The sequence below is a fragment of the Pseudomonas atagonensis genome (assembly GCF_011369485.1).
In the GTDB taxonomy this organism is placed as follows: domain Bacteria; phylum Pseudomonadota; class Gammaproteobacteria; order Pseudomonadales; family Pseudomonadaceae; genus Aquipseudomonas; species Aquipseudomonas atagonensis.
On record NZ_VXCA01000016.1, the window covers coordinates 65166 to 83741 of the forward strand.

General features: G+C 58.4%; 16 protein-coding genes. 8 read left to right on the plus strand and 8 right to left on the minus strand.

The window, feature by feature from the left end:
- Positions 1–42: 42 nt before the first annotated feature.
- The 5 genes from F2P67_RS11500 to F2P67_RS11520 form a co-directional block, all read right to left on the minus strand.
- Positions 43–2853, minus strand: a complete 2811-nt coding sequence (locus F2P67_RS11500; RefSeq protein WP_166220408.1) for an FAD-binding and (Fe-S)-binding domain-containing protein — start codon at positions 2851–2853, stop codon at positions 43–45.
- Positions 2850–3521, minus strand: a complete 672-nt coding sequence (locus tag F2P67_RS11505) for a LutC/YkgG family protein (protein WP_166220410.1) — start codon at positions 3519–3521, stop codon at positions 2850–2852. The genes F2P67_RS11500 and F2P67_RS11505 overlap by 4 nt, the downstream gene beginning before the upstream one ends.
- Positions 3521–4975 (minus strand): LutB/LldF family L-lactate oxidation iron-sulfur protein, encoded by a 1455-nt coding sequence (locus F2P67_RS11510; RefSeq protein WP_166220412.1) that lies wholly within the window; start codon positions 4973–4975, stop codon positions 3521–3523. Before F2P67_RS11510 ends, F2P67_RS11505 begins: the two co-directional genes overlap by 1 nt.
- Positions 4972–5796, minus strand: a complete 825-nt coding sequence (locus F2P67_RS11515; protein WP_166220414.1) for a (Fe-S)-binding protein — start codon at positions 5794–5796, stop codon at positions 4972–4974. Before F2P67_RS11515 ends, F2P67_RS11510 begins: the two co-directional genes overlap by 4 nt.
- Before the next feature lie 150 nt (positions 5797–5946).
- The gene (locus F2P67_RS11520) at positions 5947–7641 is read right to left on the minus strand and encodes a lactate permease LctP family transporter (RefSeq protein ID WP_166220416.1); all 1695 of its coding nucleotides are present in this window, start codon (positions 7639–7641) and stop codon (positions 5947–5949) included.
- A 262-nt stretch (positions 7642–7903) separates the two neighbouring features.
- Between F2P67_RS11520 and F2P67_RS11525 the strand changes: the two genes are divergently transcribed.
- Positions 7904–8671: an FCD domain-containing protein gene (locus F2P67_RS11525; RefSeq protein ID WP_007915207.1), complete on the plus strand. Its 768-nt coding sequence runs from the start codon at positions 7904–7906 to the stop codon at positions 8669–8671.
- Positions 8672–8722: 51 nt separating this feature from the next.
- On the opposite strand, the gene smpB is transcribed toward F2P67_RS11525, so the two are convergent.
- On the minus strand, positions 8723–9205 hold the full coding sequence (smpB, locus tag F2P67_RS11530) for an SsrA-binding protein SmpB (protein ID WP_166220418.1): 483 nt from the start codon (positions 9203–9205) through the stop codon (positions 8723–8725).
- A gap of 119 nt (positions 9206–9324) precedes the next feature.
- On the opposite strand from smpB, the gene F2P67_RS11535 reads away from it, so the two are divergent.
- Genes F2P67_RS11535 through F2P67_RS11545 form a run of 3 tightly spaced genes read left to right on the plus strand, consistent with a single transcriptional unit; the run spans position 9325 to position 11486 of the window.
- Entirely contained in the window at positions 9325–10728 is a 1404-nt protein-coding gene (locus F2P67_RS11535) for a sodium-dependent transporter (RefSeq protein WP_166220420.1), read from the plus strand.
- A gap of 7 nt (positions 10729–10735) precedes the next feature.
- A complete protein-coding gene (locus F2P67_RS11540) occupies positions 10736–11170 on the plus strand; it encodes a type II toxin-antitoxin system RatA family toxin (RefSeq protein WP_003221509.1) in 435 nt (144 codons plus the stop codon).
- On the plus strand, positions 11163–11486 hold the full coding sequence (locus F2P67_RS11545) for an RnfH family protein (RefSeq protein ID WP_166220422.1): 324 nt from the start codon (positions 11163–11165) through the stop codon (positions 11484–11486). The genes F2P67_RS11540 and F2P67_RS11545 overlap by 8 nt, the downstream gene beginning before the upstream one ends.
- Before the next feature lie 52 nt (positions 11487–11538).
- Here F2P67_RS11545 and F2P67_RS11550 read toward each other — a convergent pair whose 3' ends face one another.
- Positions 11539–12066 carry an outer membrane protein assembly factor BamE gene (locus F2P67_RS11550; protein ID WP_166220424.1) on the minus strand — a complete coding sequence of 176 codons (528 nt, stop codon included), beginning with the start codon at positions 12064–12066 and terminating at the stop codon, positions 11539–11541.
- Between the two features lie 97 nt (positions 12067–12163).
- Between F2P67_RS11550 and fur the strand changes: the two genes are divergently transcribed.
- Entirely contained in the window at positions 12164–12568 is a 405-nt protein-coding gene (gene fur / locus F2P67_RS11555; protein WP_064119476.1) for a ferric iron uptake transcriptional regulator, read from the plus strand.
- An 82-nt stretch (positions 12569–12650) separates the two neighbouring features.
- Here fur and recN read toward each other — a convergent pair whose 3' ends face one another.
- Complete coding sequence (gene recN / locus F2P67_RS11560) at positions 12651–14324, minus strand: DNA repair protein RecN (protein WP_166220426.1); 1674 nt, start codon at positions 14322–14324, stop codon at positions 12651–12653.
- A 239-nt stretch (positions 14325–14563) separates the two neighbouring features.
- Here recN and grpE point away from each other — a divergent pair, with 239 nt between their 5' ends.
- The 3 genes from grpE to dnaJ all read left to right on the plus strand — a co-directional run bounded on the left by grpE (position 14564) and on the right by dnaJ (position 18571).
- Complete coding sequence (gene grpE / locus F2P67_RS11565) at positions 14564–15130, plus strand: nucleotide exchange factor GrpE (RefSeq protein ID WP_166220428.1); 567 nt, start codon at positions 14564–14566, stop codon at positions 15128–15130.
- A 102-nt stretch (positions 15131–15232) separates the two neighbouring features.
- A complete protein-coding gene (dnaK, locus tag F2P67_RS11570) occupies positions 15233–17149 on the plus strand; it encodes a molecular chaperone DnaK (RefSeq protein ID WP_166220430.1) in 1917 nt (638 codons plus the stop codon).
- A gap of 297 nt (positions 17150–17446) precedes the next feature.
- Positions 17447–18571: a molecular chaperone DnaJ gene (gene dnaJ / locus F2P67_RS11575; protein ID WP_166220432.1), complete on the plus strand. Its 1125-nt coding sequence runs from the start codon at positions 17447–17449 to the stop codon at positions 18569–18571.
- Positions 18572–18576 lie beyond the last annotated feature (5 nt).

Below are 18576 nucleotides of genomic sequence, written 5' to 3' on the forward strand. Positions count from 1 at the left end.
TAATCTGTGGACTACAGTCGCACGCAAGGGTTCTATTTTTCTTCAGCAGGCCTTCGCCTGCGTTACGCGATCGACCAGATAGACCAGACCGTGGTAATCGATGCCACCGTGTTGCGTCAGACCGATCTCACAAGTGCGACTGGTGGAAATACCTTCGCTGCAATGTTGTACGGCGTCCTTCAGTGTCCGCAGCGAATGACTGTTCAGCTCCGGCGTGGTGAAACCCTTGTCGCCGGCAAAGCCGCAGCAATGAATGCCCTCGGGAATCACCACGTTGTTGCTGCACTTGCGCGCCAGATCGATCAGCGCCTGGCTTTCACCCAGATGCTGAGTGCTGCAGGTCACGTGCACGGCAATGGGCGCTTCCTGCGGTTTGAAATCCAGTCGATCGAGAAGATGTGTACGGATGAAGCGCACCGGGTCATACAGATCCAGACGGGTTTCTCCTACGTCCTGAACCAGGCGCAATGTGCACGGGCTGGTGTCGCAGTAGATCGGGTCGAGGCCGCCGCGACTGGCGTGGAGCAATGCGCTGATCAGCTCTTGCCGCTTGTGTTCGGCTTGCTCGGCGTAGCCTTTCGAGGCGAAGGGCTGGCCGCAGCAGAGGTTGTCCTGATTGTCCGGGAAGACCACCTGATAACCAGCCTTTTCCAGCAGGCCACGGGTTTTGTCATAGAGTGACATTTGCTCTTTGTCACCCGCCGCCGGGCCCATTACCCGCGATACACACGCGGCCAGATAGACCACACGCGGTCGCTCGTCCGACACGGTCGGGCTGAAGCGAATGGCTTTTTCCGGTTGCGGCATCGCGTTAGTCCATAGCGGCACCTGGCCTTTGGATAAGCGCGTCAGCGTCGCTGAAAGCTTTGCCAGACGCGGTGCGCCGAGCAGCATTCGCGCGCCGTTGGCCACGTGCAGGGTGAAGCGTGCGCCCTGTAGGGTTCTAGCGAAATTTCCTTCAATCCAGTCAGCGGTTTTCTGATGTGTTGCGTGTCGGCCTCGCAGCTTTTTGACCAGATCACCGGTATTGATGCCTACGGGGCAACGTTGCGCACACAAACCTGTCGCGGCGCAAGTGTCGATGCCTTGGTACTCGTAGGCTTTTTCCAGTTCAGTGGTGTTGACGCCTGCGCGTTTCTTTACCTGGATGTCACGCCAGATCACGATACGCTGGCGTGGGCTCAAGGTCAGGCCTTTCGACGGGCAGACCGGCTCGCAGAAACCGCATTCGATGCATTTGTCGACAATCTCGTCGGCGGCCGGCAGCGGCTTCAAGTGTTTGAGGTGAATCTGTGGATCTTCGCTGAGCACCACGTCCGGGTTGAGGATGCCGTGGGGGTCGAGCAGACGTTTGAGTTGCCACATCAGCTGGTAGGCGTCACTGCCCCATTCCAGTTCCACGAACGGCGCCATGTTGCGTCCGGTGCCGTGTTCAGCCTTGAGTGAACCACCGAACTCCACTGCGACCAATTGCGCGACGTCGTCCATGAACGCCTGATAGCGTGCGACTTCTTCCGGGCTGTTGAAGCCTTGGGTGAAGACGAAGTGCAGATTGCCTTCCAGCGCGTGTCCGAAAAGGATCGCTTCGTCGTAGGAATGTTTGTCGAACAGTTCGATCAAGCGGTTCACGCCGATGGCCAGTTGCTCGACCGGGAAGGTCACGTCTTCGATGATCACCGTGGTGCCGGTTTTACGCACGGCGCCGACGGCCGGGAAGGTGTCTTTGCGGATCGCCCAGAGCCTGGCGTTTTCTACAGGGTCCTCAGTGAAGTCGACCTGTTTTTCTACAGGGAAACCACTGAGCGATGCCATGATCTGTGCCAGTTGTTCCTGCAGTAACGAGGAAGACGCGGCGCGGGATTCGATCAGCAGGGCGCAGGCATTGTTCGACAGTTGTTGTACGAAAGCGGGCATGCCCGGTTTGTCCTGCACTGAGCGCAGACTGCGTCGGTCCAGCAGCTCGACTGCCGACACCGGTTGGGTTTTCAACACCGTGACCGCGTTGCAGCAGGTTTCCACGTCCGGAAAGACGATCAGTGCCGAGGCTTTGTTCGGATGATCGACCACGGTGTCATACGTCACTGCGCTGATAAAACCGAGCGTGCCTTCGGAGCCAACCAGCAGGTGACTCAAGATATCCACAGGCTCATCGAAATCCACCAGCGCATTGAGCGACAGGCCGGTGGTATTTTTCAGACGATATTTGTGGCGAATTCGTGCAGCCAGCTCGGCATTGGCGCGGGTCTCGCGGCCCAAAGTCGCCAAGCGATCCAGCAGATCGCCATGGCTTGCGCGAAATGCCGCGACACTTGTGGCGTCTTCGCTATCGAGGCACGTGCCATCGGCCAGCACCAATCGAATGCCCGCCAGCGTGTGATAAGTGTTTTGTGCGGTGCCGCAGCACATACCGCTGGCATTGTTGGCGACGATGCCGCCGATCTTGCAGGCGTTGATTGAGGCCGGATCCGGGCCGATCTTGCGTCCGAACGGCGCGAGCCATGCGTTGGCCTGCGCGCCGATCACACCCGGTTGCAGACGAATCTGCGTGCCTTGGCCACGAATCTCGCGAGCGTTCCAGTTATCCCCAAGTACGATTAAAACCGAATCGCTGATTGCCTGCCCCGACAGGCTGGTGCCGGCGGCACGAAACGTCACCGGGACGTTATCGCGCTGTGCCAGTTTCAGCAGCGCCACTACTTCATCTTCGGACTCGACACGGATCACCAGTTTCGGGATCAGCCGATAAAAACTCGCATCGGTGCCGAAGGCCAAGGTTGATAAAGGGTCATCAAAACGACGCTCGGTCGGAATCAGTTGTTGTGCATCACGCAGGAAAGCCGCCGGTAGACTCATTGGTCCTCCAGTATCAGAACCACCAGGTCTTTCGGCCCGTGTGCGCCGTAGGCCAGCACTTGTTCGATGTCAGCGGTTTTCGATGGGCCGGACACCAGCAACGCATTGGTAGGCATGCCTTGCGCCCACTCGAATTCCTGCTGCACCTGATAGAAGTTGTCGCGAATTTCGCTGGCCTTGAGCAAGGCGAAATGCACCGGTGGCACCAGGCTCATCAAGCGTGGTTCTTCGCGGGTCGGCCAGAGGATCAAACTGCCCGTGGCGGCGATTGCACCGAGGGTGCCGGTGAGGCTGGCCGGGGTGTCATTGAACAGCTCGGCTTTCCATTCTTCCATGGGCCGGTCGTAGGATTTCAGCGTCGGCAGATCAGGATTGTTCGCCCAGTGTTGTGCGATTTTCTGCCCGTGAGGCGTAGTCGGTGCGATCAACAGGCTCGGCAACTGACGATCACGCAGCAATTGCGCGAGCAGCGCCGGCCATGCGTCAGCGGAAGTCAGGTGGATTTCGGTGTGCACCGCCTCCATCAGTTTGCGCAGTTGCGGGATCCTTTGATCGGGGCTGTAGGTGTAAGGCTGCGTCACCAGATCGACATCGAAGTTGTCGGCAATCGGTGTCGCGCCCGTCAGGCTTTTGCGCAGCTTGGCGAGGATATTCTGCTTGGCGCTCATCAGCGGTCTCCCTGTTTGGCCAGATGCTCGCGGGCCATGTCATGCAGCGAGCGTGCGGCGGGTTTCGGCGCGCTGTGGTTTTGCGTCCACGGGCCGACGTTGCCTGGCATCAGTGCACGCAGGCGCGTGGCGAAGAAACCGAACAAGCGATACAAGGTCGGCGAGCTGTTGAGCCTGGCCCAGGCATTCCAGATGAAACGCTCCTTGCGCGAATACTTGCTGCCCTGACCGCGCATCACTTGATTCGGAGCGTCGGGCGCTTTGACGTTCTCTTCGCGCAGGCGACGCAGGATCGCCGGGATAGGAATTTTTACCGGGCACACTTCACCGCAGGCACCGCACAGCGAGGACGCGCTCGGGTGATCGGGGACTTTGGCCAGACCGACCATGTGCGGAGTGATGATTTTGCCGATCGGCCCTGGATATACCTCGCCATACGTATGGCCGCCGACACGGGTGTATACCGGGCAATGGTTCATGCAGGCACCGCAGCGGATGCAGTTCAACGTCTGACGCAATTCACTGTCGGCGAAGGCCTGGCTGCGACCATTGTCGAGCAGTACCAGATGCACTTCCTGCGGGCCATCGAGCTCATGCTCCTTGCGCGGGCCGGAGATCATGTTGACGTAAGTGGTGATCGGAATGCCCAGCGCCGAGCGGGTCAACAACGACAGCAAAGGCACTACGTCGCGCAGGTTTTCGACGACTTTTTCGATACCGGTGACGGCGATGTGCACGGGGGGCACGGTGGTGGTCATGCGCCCGTTGCCTTCGTTTTCCACCAGCAGCAGGGTGCCGGTTTCGGCCACGGCAAAGTTGACACCGGAGACGCCGATGTCCGCTTCGAAGAATTTCTGCCGCAGGACTCTGCGACCGATCTGAATGAGTTGGTCAACGTCCTTGGTGTATTCCACGCCAAGTTTGTCGTGGAACAAGGACGCGACCTGACCGGCATTCTTGTGGATCGCCGGCATAATGATGTGTGAAGGCTTCTCGTGGTCGAGCTGGACGATGTATTCCCCCATGTCGGACTCCAGACATTCAATGTCTCGAGCCTCGAGGAAATGGTTCATCTCCATCTCTTCGCTGACCATCGATTTGCCCTTGATCACTTGCCGCGCCTCGTGAGCGCGGATGATCGACAAGACGATGCCATTGGCCTCGTCCACCGTTTCCGCCCAGTGCACTATCACACCGTTGCGGGTCAGGTTTGTTTCCAGTTGCTCGAGCAGGTCGGGCAACCTGGAGAGCGCACGCGCCCTGATCGAGTTGCCCAGGGCGCGCAAGTGTTCTCTTTCATGGGCATCGCTGAAAGCCGCTGCCCGTTTGGTCATCAGTGAATCCATGGCAGTGCGGAAGTTATTCCGTAGCTGCGGATCACCCAGAGCGTTGTGCGCCCGGGTGCGGAAGTCTTCTTCTACGGCGACCGTAGGAATAATCGCGGAAGTGCTCATTGCGCACCTCCGGTTCGTTGCCACAGAAAGCTGGCGAGATGTTGCCCGCGTAGCGCTTCTTTTTGTTTCTCCAATGCGCCGTTGATGTTCATCAAACAGCCACAATCGGCGCTCAATACCTGATGCGCGCCGGATTCCTTCAGCGATCGGGTCTTGTCAGCCACCATCGCGCCGGAAATGTCTGGCATACGGACGCTGAATGTCCCACCGAAGCCACAGCATTCGCTTTCATGATCATGGTTGACCCGTTCCACGTTGCTCAACTGCGCCAACAGCTCGCGGCCGTGCAGGTGGGTGTTCATTTCGCGGCGTGCCGAACACGAAGTGTGCAGGGCGACTTTGACCGGTTCACCGCTGTCCTTGAGCTGCACCTTGCAGACGAACAGCAGAAACTCTGCCAATTCATAGGTGCGGGCGGCGAGGGCCTGAACCTGTTTCAACGTTTCCGGCTCATCCTTGAACAAGTCGGCGTAATGCTCGCGCAACATGCCCGCGCAGGAACCGGACGGCACCACCACCGGATAATCCTCGGCAAACAGCGCCAGTTGCGAGCGCGCCACCGTCCGCGCCTGCTCGGTATAACCCGAGGTGTAGGCTGGTTGTCCGCAGCAACTCTGCCCTTGCGGGTACTCGACCCGAATCCCTTCACGCTCCAGCAAGTGGATCGCGTCCATCCCGGCTTCGGGGTAGAACAGGTCGACCACGCACGTACCGAACAGATAGACCCGCGACGGTTTCTCGCTGGGGTATTGCCGAGGTTCGGGCAGTGGCGGTGCGACGCGGGTCGCGTTCGGCACAGCGTTGTAAAAAAGCTCGCTCATCAGGCGTGTCTCCGGGTGGTCCCGGTTATCCGTCCGTTGCGGCTACTGAATATAGAGAGCATTGCTTTCAGCAGCCTTACAGACCGGGTTGTGAATTGCTGACGCCGGAATCACGAGCCGGCGTCGGTTTTATCTGTTTTGCTTGTAGGTTTAGTGCACCAGCATGCCGGTGAACCAGTAGGCCTGAGCCAGAGTGATCAGGCCGACAATCGTTGCAAAGAATAGGCTGTGCTTGAGGGTGAAGCGGAACAGATCGGATTCCTTGCCCACCAGGCCGGTCGCGGCGCAGGCCACGGCGATCGATTGTGGCGAGATCATCTTGCCGGTCACGCCGCCGCTGGTGTTCGCCGCCACCAGCAGGGTGTCGTTGACGCCAATCTGGTGCGCGGTTGTCGCTTGCAGCGAACTGAACAGAGCGTTGGACGAAGTATCGGAACCGGTGAGGAACACGCCCAGCCAGCCGAGGAACGGCGAGAAGAACGGGAATGCCGCGCCGGTGCCCGCCAGTACCAGCGCTATGGTCGAAGACATGCCGGAATAGTTGGTGACGAAGGCAAACGCGAGCACCATGCCAATCGACAGAATCGGCCAGCGCAGTTCGTAGAAGGTCTCTTTGAAAGTGGTCAGACCAGTTTTGAAATTGATCTTCAGTACCAGCATCGAGATCAGCGCGGAGAAGAAAATCGCCGTGCCGGTCGCGGAAATCGGATCGAGTTTGAACACCGCCGGGATCGCCGTAGGCGTGGCAACGATTGGTGCGGTTTTGATCACCAGTTGATCAAGGTGCGGGATCGCAAAGTTGAACACCCAGCTGTACATCGATCCGCCAGCGGCAAACATTGCCTTGAAGGGCTTCAAGGTCCAGATGGTCACCAGCACGGTGAGGATCAGGAACGGCGACCAGGCTTTGAAAATTTCCCCGAGGCTGTAAGGCGAAGCCACGGTGGTGCGTTTCTGGCCGAAACCGCCGACGCTGGCGGTGATTGCTGCACTCGACGTGGCACCGGCGATTTGCGCGCCCGCAGTGCGTTTTGGCTGCCAGACCTTCAGGAAAAGAGTCAGAGAGATCAGGCTGGCCAGGGCCGAGGTGATGTCTGGCAGCTCCGGGCCGATGAGGTTCGACGTGAAGTATTGGGTCACGGCGAAGCTCAAGCCTGCAACCAGTGCTGCCGGCCAGGTTTCACGCACACCGCGCTGGCCGTCCATCATGAACACCAGCCAGAACGGCACGAACAGCGACAGCAGCGGCAGTTGGCGGCCGGTCATGGCGCCGATCTTGAACGCATCAATGCCAGTCACCTGACCCGCGACGATGATCGGAATCCCCAAGGCACCGAATGCGACGGGTGCAGTGTTGGCGATCAGGCACAGGCCGGCGGCGTACAGCGGGTTGAAGCCCAGCCCGACGAGGAGTGCGGCGGTAATCGCGACCGGCGCGCCGAAACCGGCGGCGCCCTCCAGAAACGCACCGAAGCAGAAACCGATCAGCAGCACTTGCAGGCGTTGATCGTCGGTAATCGACAGCACCGAACTGCGAATGACCTCGAACTGACCACTCTTGACCGTCAGTTTGTAGAGGAATACTGCTGCGACAATGATCCAGGCAATCGGCCAAAGACCGTAGGCGAAACCGTAACCGGCGGCGGCGAAGGCCATGTCGACCGGCATCTGGAAGGCGAAGATCGCCACGGCGATGGACAAGGCTAGCGTGATGCTGCCCGCCACATGACCTTTGAGGCGGAACACCGCCAGCGCGAGGAAGAAAAATACGATGGGAATGACGGCCGCGAGTGCGGAGACGCCGAGACTGCCGAGCGGGCTGTAGAGCTGTTGCCAGGTTTGCATATGGGGTGGCCCCTAATTGTTGTTGGTCAGGCACTGTCAGCGTTCTTGGATAATTGGTAAGACCAATTTACAATCGCTGTTGGCTAGGGTAAAAGCCTGGGTGTCGGTGTGTCAATTTGCCGCCCTGAAACTTTTGTCGAATGAGCGGTGCAGATCGCATCTGATCCGCTTTCGGCAGGTGGCGTCTGGTAGGTGTCGGCAAGGCGCCGATAGGCCAGAATAGAGAGCCCGGCGAGCGGTCGGGATCGTGGAGAAATGAGTTATGGGGTTTGATCAGATACGTCAGCGCCGTTTGTCTGACGATATTGTCGAGCGGCTTGAGGGGATGATCCTCGAGGGCACGCTGAAGTCCGGTGAGCGGCTGCCGGCGGAGCGCACGCTGGCCGAACAATTTGGCGTATCACGGCCATCGCTGCGTGAGGCGATTCAGAAACTGGCGGCCAAAGGTCTGCTGGTCAGTCGCCAGGGCGGCGGCAACTACGTGGTGGAAAGTCTCGGTTCGACCTTCAGTGACCCGTTGCTGCAATTGCTCGAAAGCAATCCGGAAGCGCAACGTGACTTGCTGGAGTTTCGGCACACATTGGAGGCATCGTGCGCCTATTACGCAGCATTGCGCGCTACCGATGTTGATCGCGAGCGTCTGACCGCCGCGTTTGAAGAGCTGCAGGATTGTTATTCGCGCCACGATGAAGTGAGTCGGGCGGAAGAGGGCGCGGCAGACGCAAAATTTCATCTGGCCATCGCCGAGGCCAGTCATAACGCGGTGTTGCTGCACACCATTCGCGGGTTGTTTGATTTGCTCAAGCGCAACGTGGTGACCAACATTGGCGGCATGTACAAGCAGCGCACGGAAACCCGCGACATGCTGATCACGCAGCATCGGGAATTGTATCTGGCGATTATCGAAGGGCGAGCGGAGCAGGCACGGGAAGTCTCCAGCCGACACATTCTGTATGTGCAGGAAGTGCTCGAAGAGGTGCGTCAGGAAGTTCAGCGCATGGCCCGGGCGGAGCGGCGCAAAGGGATGTGAGGTGGAACAGGCCATTCCCATGCAAGGCATGGAAATGGCCGGGCAGGACAATCAGTCTTCCTTGCCCTTGTTGCGTACCGCGCGCTGCAGCTCGCGACCGGCGTCGCGTTCGCGCTCGGTATCACGCTTGTCGTATTCCTTCTTGCCCTTGCCCAGAGCAATTTCGCACTTGACCATGTGCTTGCTCCAGTAGAAGGACAGGCAGACGCACGCGTAGCCTTTTTGCTGCACCGCAGCGGCGAGTTTTTCCAGCTCCCGTTTGTTGAGCAGCAGTTTACGGGTGCGGGTCGGGTCGGCGATAACGTGAGTGCTGGCAGTCATCAACGGTGTGATGTGACTGCCAAGCAACCAGGCTTCGCCATCCTTGAGCAACACGTAACTGTCGACCAGTTGCAGCTTGCTCGCCCGCAGGCTCTTTACTTCCCAGCCGGCCAGGACCAGACCAGCCTCGAACTTATGCTCGATGAAGTAATCGTGTCGCGCCTTTTTGTTCTGCGCGATGGTCCCTGTTGGGTGTTTCTTCTGTTTAGCCATAGGGGCGGCATTATATGGAGTTGTGCCGCTGTCGGCTACGGTGATGCTGCGTGCTTGAGCAGGTTGAGTGAATCCCGGACAATGCGGCCTCTTTTTCTAACGCTTGGGCGTGATAAACGATGTCGACAGACAAGGTTTCTGTCCACGGCAGTTGGGCTAGCCGCTGGGTTTTCATATTCGCCGCGACCGGTTCGGCCGTGGGATTGGGCAGCATCTGGAAATTCCCCTACATGGTCGGGGTCTACGGCGGCGGCGCCTTTGTGCTGATGTTTCTGGCCTGCATTGCGCTGATCGGCATTCCGGTGATGCTCGCTGAAACCCTGATCGGCCGGCGTGCGCGACAGAGTCCGGCGAATGCCCTGAAAGCGCTGGCACTCGAAGCGGGGCACTCGGCGAAATGGTCGTGGGGCGCGTTCGCCGGGATGATCACGGCGTTGCTGATCCTGTCTTTTTACAGTGTGGTTGGCGGCTGGTCGCTCGATTACATCATTGATATGGGCCGTGGTGACTTTCAGGGTGTGACGGCGGATCAGGTGGGGGCGTACTTCGGTAATGTCATCTCCGACCCGTGGCGCCTGACACTTTGGCACACAGTTTTTATGCTGCTGTCGGCGGTGGTCATCGCCAAAGGCGTGGTTGCCGGGCTTGAGCGCAGCCTGCGGATCATGATGCCGCTGTTGTTTGTGATGATTCTGGTGTTGCTGGGTTACAGCATGACCACCGGGCATTTCATGGAAGGCGTGCACTTCATGTTCGACTTCCATCCGGAGAAAGTCCTCGATGGGTTGCTGCCGGCGATGGGGCACGCGTTCTTCTCGCTGAGTGTGGGCGTCGGCTCGATCATGATCTACGGCGCTTACATGACCAAGGGTTCGTCGCTGTCGGGCACGGTGGTCGGCGTGGCGCTGCTGGATACCTTTGTTTCGCTGGTGGCCGGTCTGGCGTTGTTTCCGATTGTGTTCGCTGGCGGGCTCAACCCTAGCGAAGGCCCGGGCCTGATGTTCGTCAGTCTGCCATTTGCCTTCGGTAATGTGGCGTTCGGTCAGCTGATGGGCGTGGTGTTCTTCGTTCTGGTGGCCATTGCTGCCTGGAGTTCAGCGATTTCCCTGCTTGAGCCCATGGTTGCTTATCTGGTTGAACGCACGAAAATCAGCCGTGCCTGGGTCACCTTCTGGCTGGCCTTTACTTGCTGGTTCGTTGGGCTGGGCACGGTGTTCTCCTTCAACATTTGGAAGGAGGCCAAGTTTTTCGTGAACGAAGGCGGGGTTTTCCATCTCTACCAATGGGGTGCGAAGAGCGGTCTGGACTTCTTCGGCGTGATCGACTTCTTCACCTCGCGAATCATGCTGCCGCTCGGCGGGTTGTGCTTTGTGCTGTTTGCCGGTTGGGTGATGGGGCGTGAAGCGGTGCGCGACGAGTTGGCCATCCGCAACCCGGCGTTGTTCGCCCTGTCCCTGTTCTTGATGCGCTACGTGGCGCCTATCGGCATTCTTGTGGTGTTTGCCACCCAGCTCTGGAAGTGACGCTTACATGACGACACATATTCAACGATCGGCGCTGCTGCCTTACCCGGCGCAATTTCTTTACGACCTGGTCAACGACGTGGCGCGTTATCCGGAATTTCTGCCGTGGTGCTCGTCCGCCGAAGTGCTGGAAAGCTCGCCTGAGCACATGCGTGCCAGTGTTGGCGTGGCCAAGGGCGGCCTCAGTCAGCATTTCGTGACGCGCAATACGCTGGTGCCGGGGCAGTCGATCGAAATGAATCTGGAAGAAGGCCCGTTCAATCAGTTGCACGGCGTCTGGGTGTTCAAGGCGCTGAACGAGAAGGCCTGCAAGATCAGCCTGGATCTGTCGTTCGATTACGCCGGCCCCTTGGTTCGAGCCACGCTCGGCCCGTTGTTCAATCAGGCGGCGAATACATTGGTGGATGCGTTCTGCCAGCGTGCCAAGCAGATGCATGGTTGAGTCGGTGAGTGAGATCGAAGTTGTGTATGCGGCTGTAGATCGTCAAGTCTTGCGAACGATCAGCGTGCCCGAAGGCACGACGGTGCGGGCTGCTGTGCTCGCATCAGGTATTGGTAGCGAATTTCCTGAGCTGAATCTGACTGACTGCCCGTTAGGGATTTTCGGCAAGGTGGTTGCTGATCCGGACGCGCGTCTGATTCAGGCGGGGGATCGCATCGAGATCTACCGGCCTTTATTGGCCGATCCCAAAGAGGTGCGGCGCTTGCGAGCGGCTAAAGCGGCCGAGGCCAAGGCGCGGAATCAGTCGGCTGACTGATCGACAGGCAATAAAAAACCCGGAATTTCCGGGTTTTTTATTGCCTCGCACATTATTGCGGCGAGGTGTCCAGCGGCTCTGGTGTCGGAACCGGAACGGTTTCCACACCATCGACGTCCTTCTGGATCTGATCCAGCAAGGAACCTGGCTTGACCGGTTTTTCCGGTTTTGGCTTCTCGGCGTTTTCAGCAGGGGCGGTCACGTTAGTGCCGCTGTCCTTGCCGAGAATGGCTTCGTCACGGCTGACGCCCGGCATAAAGTCACCGGACAGGCTGACAAGCTGGTCGTTTGAGTTGAAAATAACGCTGATGCGTTCCTGTTGGCGTTCACCGCCACCCGGTTGCAGGCTGTACAGATAATCCCAGCGATCGGCATGGAACGTGTCGACAAGCAGAGGGTTGCCCATGATAAACCGTACTTGCGGCCGGGTCATTCCCGGGCGTAACTGGTCTATCATGTCCTGCGTGACGACATTGCCCTGCTGGATGTCGATTTTGTAAACCCCGGGGAATGAACAACCGGCGAGTGCGAGCAGTCCCACAAAGGTGAAACTGGTTAGCAAGAGCTTGGTGTTTTGCATCGGTGGGCGACTTCCACTATCTTGGCTGGGACAACGTAAACGCCGATCATACCCGCATTAAGAGAAGCTGCGAAGCAGCATCGCGAGAAAGCTGACCATGGTTGAAAATAGCGAACTACGCAAAGCCGGCCTCAAAGTGACCCTGCCACGGGTCAAGATCCTGCAAATGCTCGACTCTACCGAGCAGCGTCACATGAGTGCCGAGGACGTCTACAAGGCGTTGATGGAAGCTGGTGAGGACGTCGGTCTGGCCACGGTTTACCGTGTTCTGACCCAGTTCGAAGCCGCTGGCCTCGTGGTCCGTCACAACTTCGACGGCGGCCACGCGGTATTCGAACTGGCTGACGGTGGCCACCACGACCATATGGTCAACGTGGAAACCGGTGAAGTCGTGGAATTCGTCAGCATTGAAATCGAAAAGCTCCAGAAGGCAATTGCCGAAGAGCACGGTGTCGAGTTGGTTGATCACAACCTGGTGCTGTACGTGCGCAAGAAAAAGTAAGCATGTCGCGCGAATTTCAGGTTCGCGAAACGAGCGAAGGCGACCCAAGGGTCGCCTTCGTGCTTTCTATTATTTCCAAATCTTAAACTTTTGCGGTGACGACCATTTTTTTCGCGTGAGCGAGGGATTCCTTGGTCAGATCAATGCCGCCGAGCATGCGGGCCACTTCTTCTATTCGGTCGTTCTTGCTCAGCTTGGAGACAGCGGTGTGCGTTGCCTGTTCGCCACGCACCTTGTGCACGAATAAATGCTGATGACCCTGCGCCGCCACTTGCGGCAAGTGTGTCACCGTCAGAACCTGGCCGCGCTCACCGAGGCGCCGTAGCAACTGACCGACAATCTCGGCTGTCGGGCCGCCAATACCCACATCGACTTCGTCGAACACCAGCGTCGGTACGCGGGATGTCTGGGCCGTGATCACCTGAATCGCCAGGCTGATGCGTGAAAGTTCACCGCCAGAGGCGACTTTCGCCAGCGCTTTCAGAGGTTGGCCCGGGTTGGCGCTGACCAGCAGCTCAACCTGTTCCAGCCCGTTCGGCAGCAACTCATCGCTGCTGTTGGTGCGTAGTTCGATGGTGAAGCGGCCGCCGGGCATGCCCAGCCGCTGAATTTCCTGCTCCACCGCGCTGGCTAGGCTTCCGGCGGCCTGATGGCGCAGGTCACTCAGCTCCCGGGCTTTCTCCTGGTAGTGGCGAGCGTAGGAGGCCAGTTCTTCCCCCAGGCGCTCGATGGACTCGTCATTGGCGTTCAGGGTTTCGATTTCATCCAGCAGTTTCTGCTGCATTTCGCCGACTTCGGTCGGCTGGATCCGGTGTTTGCGCGCCAGCGTATAAATGGCGTCGAGCCGCTCTTCGAGATATTGCAGGCGTGCCGGGTCTGCATCGAAGTTATCAAGGAAGCGATTGAGTTCGCCGACGGCTTCTTCTACCTGAATCTGCGCGCTGGTGAGCAAACTGCTCGCTTCGCCCAATGCGCCGACGGAATTGTTCACGCTCGACAGACGATTGAGGCTGGCGGTCAGGGCATTAAGCACATTGCCGGAATCGCTCTCGCTGCATTGCTCGACCACTTGTCGGCAAATACCCAGTAGCGTTTCGGCGTTGGTCAGGTTTTTGTGTTCCTGCTCCAGTTGCTCCAGCTCGTTGTCACCGAGGCCGAGGTTTTCCAGCTCTTCGAGCTGATAACTGAGCAGTTGGTGGCGGGCGCGTTGCTCGTCTCCGGAGTTGGAAAGGCGTTCGAGCTCTTGGCGCGTCTGGCGCCAACGCTGTGCGGCGAGTTGCACCTGACGCGCGAGATCGGTCGCGCCGGCGTACTCGTCGAGCAGGCGGCGGTGTGTGTCGGTTTTCAGCAGGGACTGGTGTTCATGCTGGCTGTGGATATCGATCAGCAATTCGCCGAGCGACTTGAGATCGCCAAGCGGGCAGGGCGTACCGTTGATGTAGCCGCGCGAGCGACCTTCGCTGGTAATCACCCGGCGCAGGATGCACGGACCGTCGATGTCCAGATCGCGCTCGGCCAGCCAGGCGCTGGCTTCGGGAATGTCGGCGAGGTCGAACGTCGCGAGAATGTCGGCCTTGTCGGCACCGGGGCGCACCACGCCGCTGTCGGCCCGATCGCCTAGGGTCAGGCCAAGGGCGTCGAGCATGATCGACTTGCCGGCGCCCGTTTCACCGGTGATCACGCTCATCCCGCGATCAAGTTCGAGATCGAGATGTTCAACGATGGCGTAGTTGTGTACGGACAGGTGCACCAGCATAAAGGCCGCTCCCAGGCTTTAGGTCTGGTTATTTATACAGTGTTTTGTTTCGGGCTGACAATGGCCTCGCTTAGCTCGATTCGCTTGAACAGAAAATCTTCTTAGCGCATCGAGGAATGAGAAGCGGCACTTTTTTGTAGGGTTAATGCTTGAAGGCCCTTGAAGCCCGATTTTGCGGCCCCATATATCGGGGCAGAAGCGCGAGTCGAACTCGCGGACGAAATTGAAAGGAGAATTCTATGGCTGACGAACAGACAGTAGATAAGCAAAACCCAGAAGCCAATCAGGCGCCCGAGGCTTCGGGTGATGACCTGGCGACCCGTGTACAAGTGCTCGAAGAGCAATTGGCCGCCGCGCAGGATCAGTCTCTGCGTGTTGCTGCGGATCTGCAGAACGTCCGTCGCCGTGCCGAGCAGGATGTCGAGAAGGCGCACAAGTTTGCCCTGGAAAAATTCGCCGGTGACCTGTTGCCGATCGTCGACAGCCTGGAGCGCGGCCTCGAGCTGTCGAACCCGGATGACGAAAGCATCCGTCCGATGCGTGAAGGCATCGAGCTGACCCTGAAGATGTTCCACGACACCCTCAAGCGTTATCAGCTTGAAGCGATCGATCCGCATGGCGAACCGTTCAACGCCGTTCAGCATCAGGCGATGGCCATGCAGGAAAGCGCCGATGTCGAGCCGAACAGCGTGTTGAAGGTTTTCCAGAAGGGCTACCAGCTCAACGGTCGTCTTCTGCGTCCGGCCATGGTTGTGGTCAGCAAGGCGCCGGCACCGGTTTCGCCTTCGATTGACGAGCAGGCTTGAAATTAGCCGCAAGGCCCCCATTTAGAAGTCAAGCGTTTAAGTGCTACCGCAGTTAGCCACCACTGCTGCGGCATCAAAATCCAAAGTTTCGGGAGAGTGAACATGGGCAAAATTATCGGTATCGACCTGGGGACTACCAACTCCTGCGTCTCCGTGCTGGAAAACGGCGTAGCCAAAGTTATTGAAAACGCTGAAGGCGCGCGTACTACGCCGTCGATCATCGCTTACGCCAACGATGGCGAAATCCTGGTGGGTCAGTCGGCCAAACGTCAGGCTGTGACCAACCCGCACAACACCCTGTACGCAGTAAAGCGTCTGATCGGTCGTCGTTTCGACGAAGAAGTTGTGCAGAAAGACATCCAGATGGTCCCTTACAAGATCGTCAAGGCTGACAACAACGACGCCTGGGTTGAAGTGAACGGCCAGAAAATGGCACCGCCACAAATCTCGGCTGAAATTCTGAAGAAAATGAAAAAGACCGCCGAAGACTACCTCGGCGAGCCAGTGACCGAAGCGGTGATCACCGTTCCGGCCTACTTCAACGACAGCCAGCGTCAGGCGACCAAAGACGCCGGCCGCATCGCCGGTCTGGACGTAAAACGTATCATCAACGAACCAACCGCAGCCGCTCTGGCTTACGGTATGGACAAGGCCAAGGGCGATCACACCGTGATCGTTTATGACCTGGGTGGCGGTACTTTCGACGTGTCCGTGATCGAGATCGCTGAAGTTGACGGCGAGCACCAGTTTGAAGTGTTGGCCACCAACGGTGACACCTTCCTCGGCGGTGAAGACTTCGACATTCGTCTGATCGACTACCTCGTTGACGAATTCAAGAAAGAAAGCGGCATGAACCTCAAAGGTGATCCGCTGGCCATGCAGCGCCTGAAAGAAGCCGCTGAGAAAGCCAAGATCGAGCTGTCGTCCGCTCAGTCGACCGACGTCAACCTGCCGTACATCACTGCAGACGCGACCGGTCCTAAGCACCTGAACGTGAAGATTTCGCGTGCCAAGCTCGAAGCGCTGGTTGAAGATCTGGTTCAACGCACCATCGAACCTTGCCGCATCGCCATGAAAGACGCAGGTCTGGACGTTGGCGCGATCAACGACGTGATTCTGGTCGGTGGTCAGACCCGTATGCCGCTGGTACAGAAGCTGGTTACTGATTTCTTCGGTAAAGAAGCACGTAAAGACGTTAACCCGGACGAAGCTGTTGCCATGGGTGCCGCGATTCAGGGCGCTGTTCTGGCTGGTGATGTGAAAGACGTTCTGCTGCTCGACGTTAGCCCGCTGACCCTGGGTATCGAAACCATGGGTGGCGTGATGACCGCGCTGATCGAGAAAAACACCACGATTCCTACCAAGAAATCGCAAGTGTTCTCGACTGCCGACGACAACCAGGGCGCTGTGACCATTCACGTTCTTCAGGGCGAGCGCAAGCAAGCCGCACAGAACAAGTCCCTGGGCAAGTTCGACCTGGCCGACATTCCACCTGCTCCACGTGGTGTGCCGCAGATCGAAGTAACCTTCGACATCGACGCTAACGGCATCCTGCACGTCGGCGCGAAAGACAAGGCTACCGGCAAGACTCAGTCGATCGTGATCAAGGCCAACTCCGGTCTGTCCGACGAAGAAATCGAGCGCATGGTGCGTGATGCCGAAGCCAACGCTGAGGAAGACCGCAAGTTCGAAGAGCTGGCCGCTGCCCGTAACCAGGGTGATGCACTGGTTCACTCGACGCGCAAAATGGTTGCTGATGCGGGCGACAAAGTCACCGCCGAAGAGAAGACTGCGATCGAAGCTGCCGTGGTTGCCCTGGAAGCCGCTGTCAAAGGCGACGACAAGGCTGCCATCGAAGCGAAGGTTGAAGAGTTGTCGAAAGTCTCCGCTCCGGTTGCTCAGAAGATGTATGCCGAACAGGCTCAGCCAGCTGATGGTGCAGCCCCGCAAGGCGAATCGGCTGAGAAGGCTGACGACGTTGTCGATGCAGAGTTCGAAGAAGTCAAAGACCACAAGTAAGTTGTTGGTCGGCCGGTTGACTGCCTTTGGGCAGTGACTGGTAGGATGTCGCCGCGCGGGAGCTAGCTCCCGCGTTGGCGTATCTGGAATACGCGAATTTTTACAGCATGCGACAACGCTCGCCTGCTGCTGGTATGGCCGGGAATGCTCCTGCTTTTCGCGCCGAAAGTACCAATTGATACAAAGACCAGGATCGTTGAATTGACGTGAGTTGGGTCCGGGCCTGTATTGGGGCTCAACGAGTTTGGCGATCCTCAGGAGGGGTTTGCCGGACGTCCTCAAGAGTGCAAAGAACTTATGGCAAAGCGTGACTATTACGAAGTATTGGGTGTTGAGCGTGGCTCCAGCGAAGCGGACCTGAAAAAGGCCTATCGTCGTCTGGCGATGAAGCATCACCCGGACCGTAATCCCGATGACAAAGCGTCGGAAGAGATGTTCAAAGAGGCCAACGAGGCCTATGAAGTGCTCTCCGACTCCAGCAAGCGCGCTGCGTACGATCAGTACGGCCATGCCGGTGTCGATCCGAGCATGGGCGGCGGCGGAGCCGGTTTCGGCGGTCAGAATTTCTCCGACATCTTCGGCGATGTGTTCAGTGATTTCTTCGGTGGTGGTCGCGGCGGTTCCCGTGGCGGCGCCCAGCGTGGCAGCGACTTGCGCTACACCCTGGAGCTGAATCTGGAAGAAGCGGTGCGCGGCACGACCGTGAATATCCGCGTTCCGACATTGGTCAACTGCAAACCGTGCGATGGTTCTGGCGCGAAGAAAGGTTCTTCACCTTCGACCTGCCCGACCTGCGGCGGCATCGGTCAGGTGCGCATGCAGCAAGGCTTCTTCTCGGTGCAGCAGACCTGCCCTCGCTGCCATGGCCAAGGCAAGATCATTTCCGATCCGTGCGATTCCTGCCACGGTGACGGTCGTGTTGAAGAGTACAAAACCCTTTCCGTCAAAGTGCCGGCCGGTGTCGATACCGGTGACCGCATTCGTCTGTCCGGCGAAGGCGAGGCGGGCACGCAGGGCGGTCCGACTGGTGATCTGTACGTGGTCATCAATGTCCGCGAACACGACATCTTCCAGCGTGATGGCAAGCACCTGTTCTGCGAAGTGCCGATCAGCTTCGTCGATGCGGCATTGGGCGGCGAGCTGGAAATTCCGACCCTCGACGGTCGCGTCAAACTGAAAATCCCTGAAGGCACCCAGACCGGCAAGCAGTTCCGCGTACGCGGCAAAGGCGTTGCTCCGGTGCGTGGCGGCGGTGCAGGCGATTTGATGTGCCGTGTTGCGGTCGAAACTCCGGTCAATCTGAACCGTCGTCAGCGTGAACTGCTTGAAGAGTTCCGCAGCTCGCTGGCAGATGACAACAGCCACTCACCGAAAACCACGGGTTGGTTCGACGGTGTGAAGCGCTTCTTCGGCGATCTGTAAGGAGT

What these genes read in the sequence shown, in the direction of transcription:
- F2P67_RS11500 (WP_166220408.1), bottom strand. Translation starts at nt 2,853, where the DNA reads ATGAGTCTACCGGCGGCTTTCCTGCGTGATGCACAACAACTGATTCCG.
- F2P67_RS11505 (WP_166220410.1), bottom strand. Translation starts at nt 3,521, where the DNA reads ATGAGCGCCAAGCAGAATATCCTCGCCAAGCTGCGCAAAAGCCTGACG.
- F2P67_RS11510 (WP_166220412.1), bottom strand. Translation starts at nt 4,975, where the DNA reads ATGAGCACTTCCGCGATTATTCCTACGGTCGCCGTAGAAGAAGACTTC.
- F2P67_RS11515 (WP_166220414.1), bottom strand. Translation starts at nt 5,796, where the DNA reads ATGAGCGAGCTTTTTTACAACGCTGTGCCGAACGCGACCCGCGTCGCA.
- F2P67_RS11520 (WP_166220416.1), bottom strand. Translation starts at nt 7,641, where the DNA reads ATGCAAACCTGGCAACAGCTCTACAGCCCGCTCGGCAGTCTCGGCGTC.
- F2P67_RS11525 (WP_007915207.1), top strand. Translation starts at nt 7,904, where the DNA reads ATGGGGTTTGATCAGATACGTCAGCGCCGTTTGTCTGACGATATTGTC.
- smpB (WP_166220418.1), bottom strand. Translation starts at nt 9,205, where the DNA reads ATGGCTAAACAGAAGAAACACCCAACAGGGACCATCGCGCAGAACAAA.
- F2P67_RS11535 (WP_166220420.1), top strand. Translation starts at nt 9,325, where the DNA reads ATGTCGACAGACAAGGTTTCTGTCCACGGCAGTTGGGCTAGCCGCTGG.
- F2P67_RS11540 (WP_003221509.1), top strand. Translation starts at nt 10,736, where the DNA reads ATGACGACACATATTCAACGATCGGCGCTGCTGCCTTACCCGGCGCAA.
- F2P67_RS11545 (WP_166220422.1), top strand. Translation starts at nt 11,163, where the DNA reads ATGGTTGAGTCGGTGAGTGAGATCGAAGTTGTGTATGCGGCTGTAGAT.
- F2P67_RS11550 (WP_166220424.1), bottom strand. Translation starts at nt 12,066, where the DNA reads ATGCAAAACACCAAGCTCTTGCTAACCAGTTTCACCTTTGTGGGACTG.
- fur (WP_064119476.1), top strand. Translation starts at nt 12,164, where the DNA reads ATGGTTGAAAATAGCGAACTACGCAAAGCCGGCCTCAAAGTGACCCTG.
- recN (WP_166220426.1), bottom strand. Translation starts at nt 14,324, where the DNA reads ATGCTGGTGCACCTGTCCGTACACAACTACGCCATCGTTGAACATCTC.
- grpE (WP_166220428.1), top strand. Translation starts at nt 14,564, where the DNA reads ATGGCTGACGAACAGACAGTAGATAAGCAAAACCCAGAAGCCAATCAG.
- dnaK (WP_166220430.1), top strand. Translation starts at nt 15,233, where the DNA reads ATGGGCAAAATTATCGGTATCGACCTGGGGACTACCAACTCCTGCGTC.
- dnaJ (WP_166220432.1), top strand. Translation starts at nt 17,447, where the DNA reads ATGGCAAAGCGTGACTATTACGAAGTATTGGGTGTTGAGCGTGGCTCC.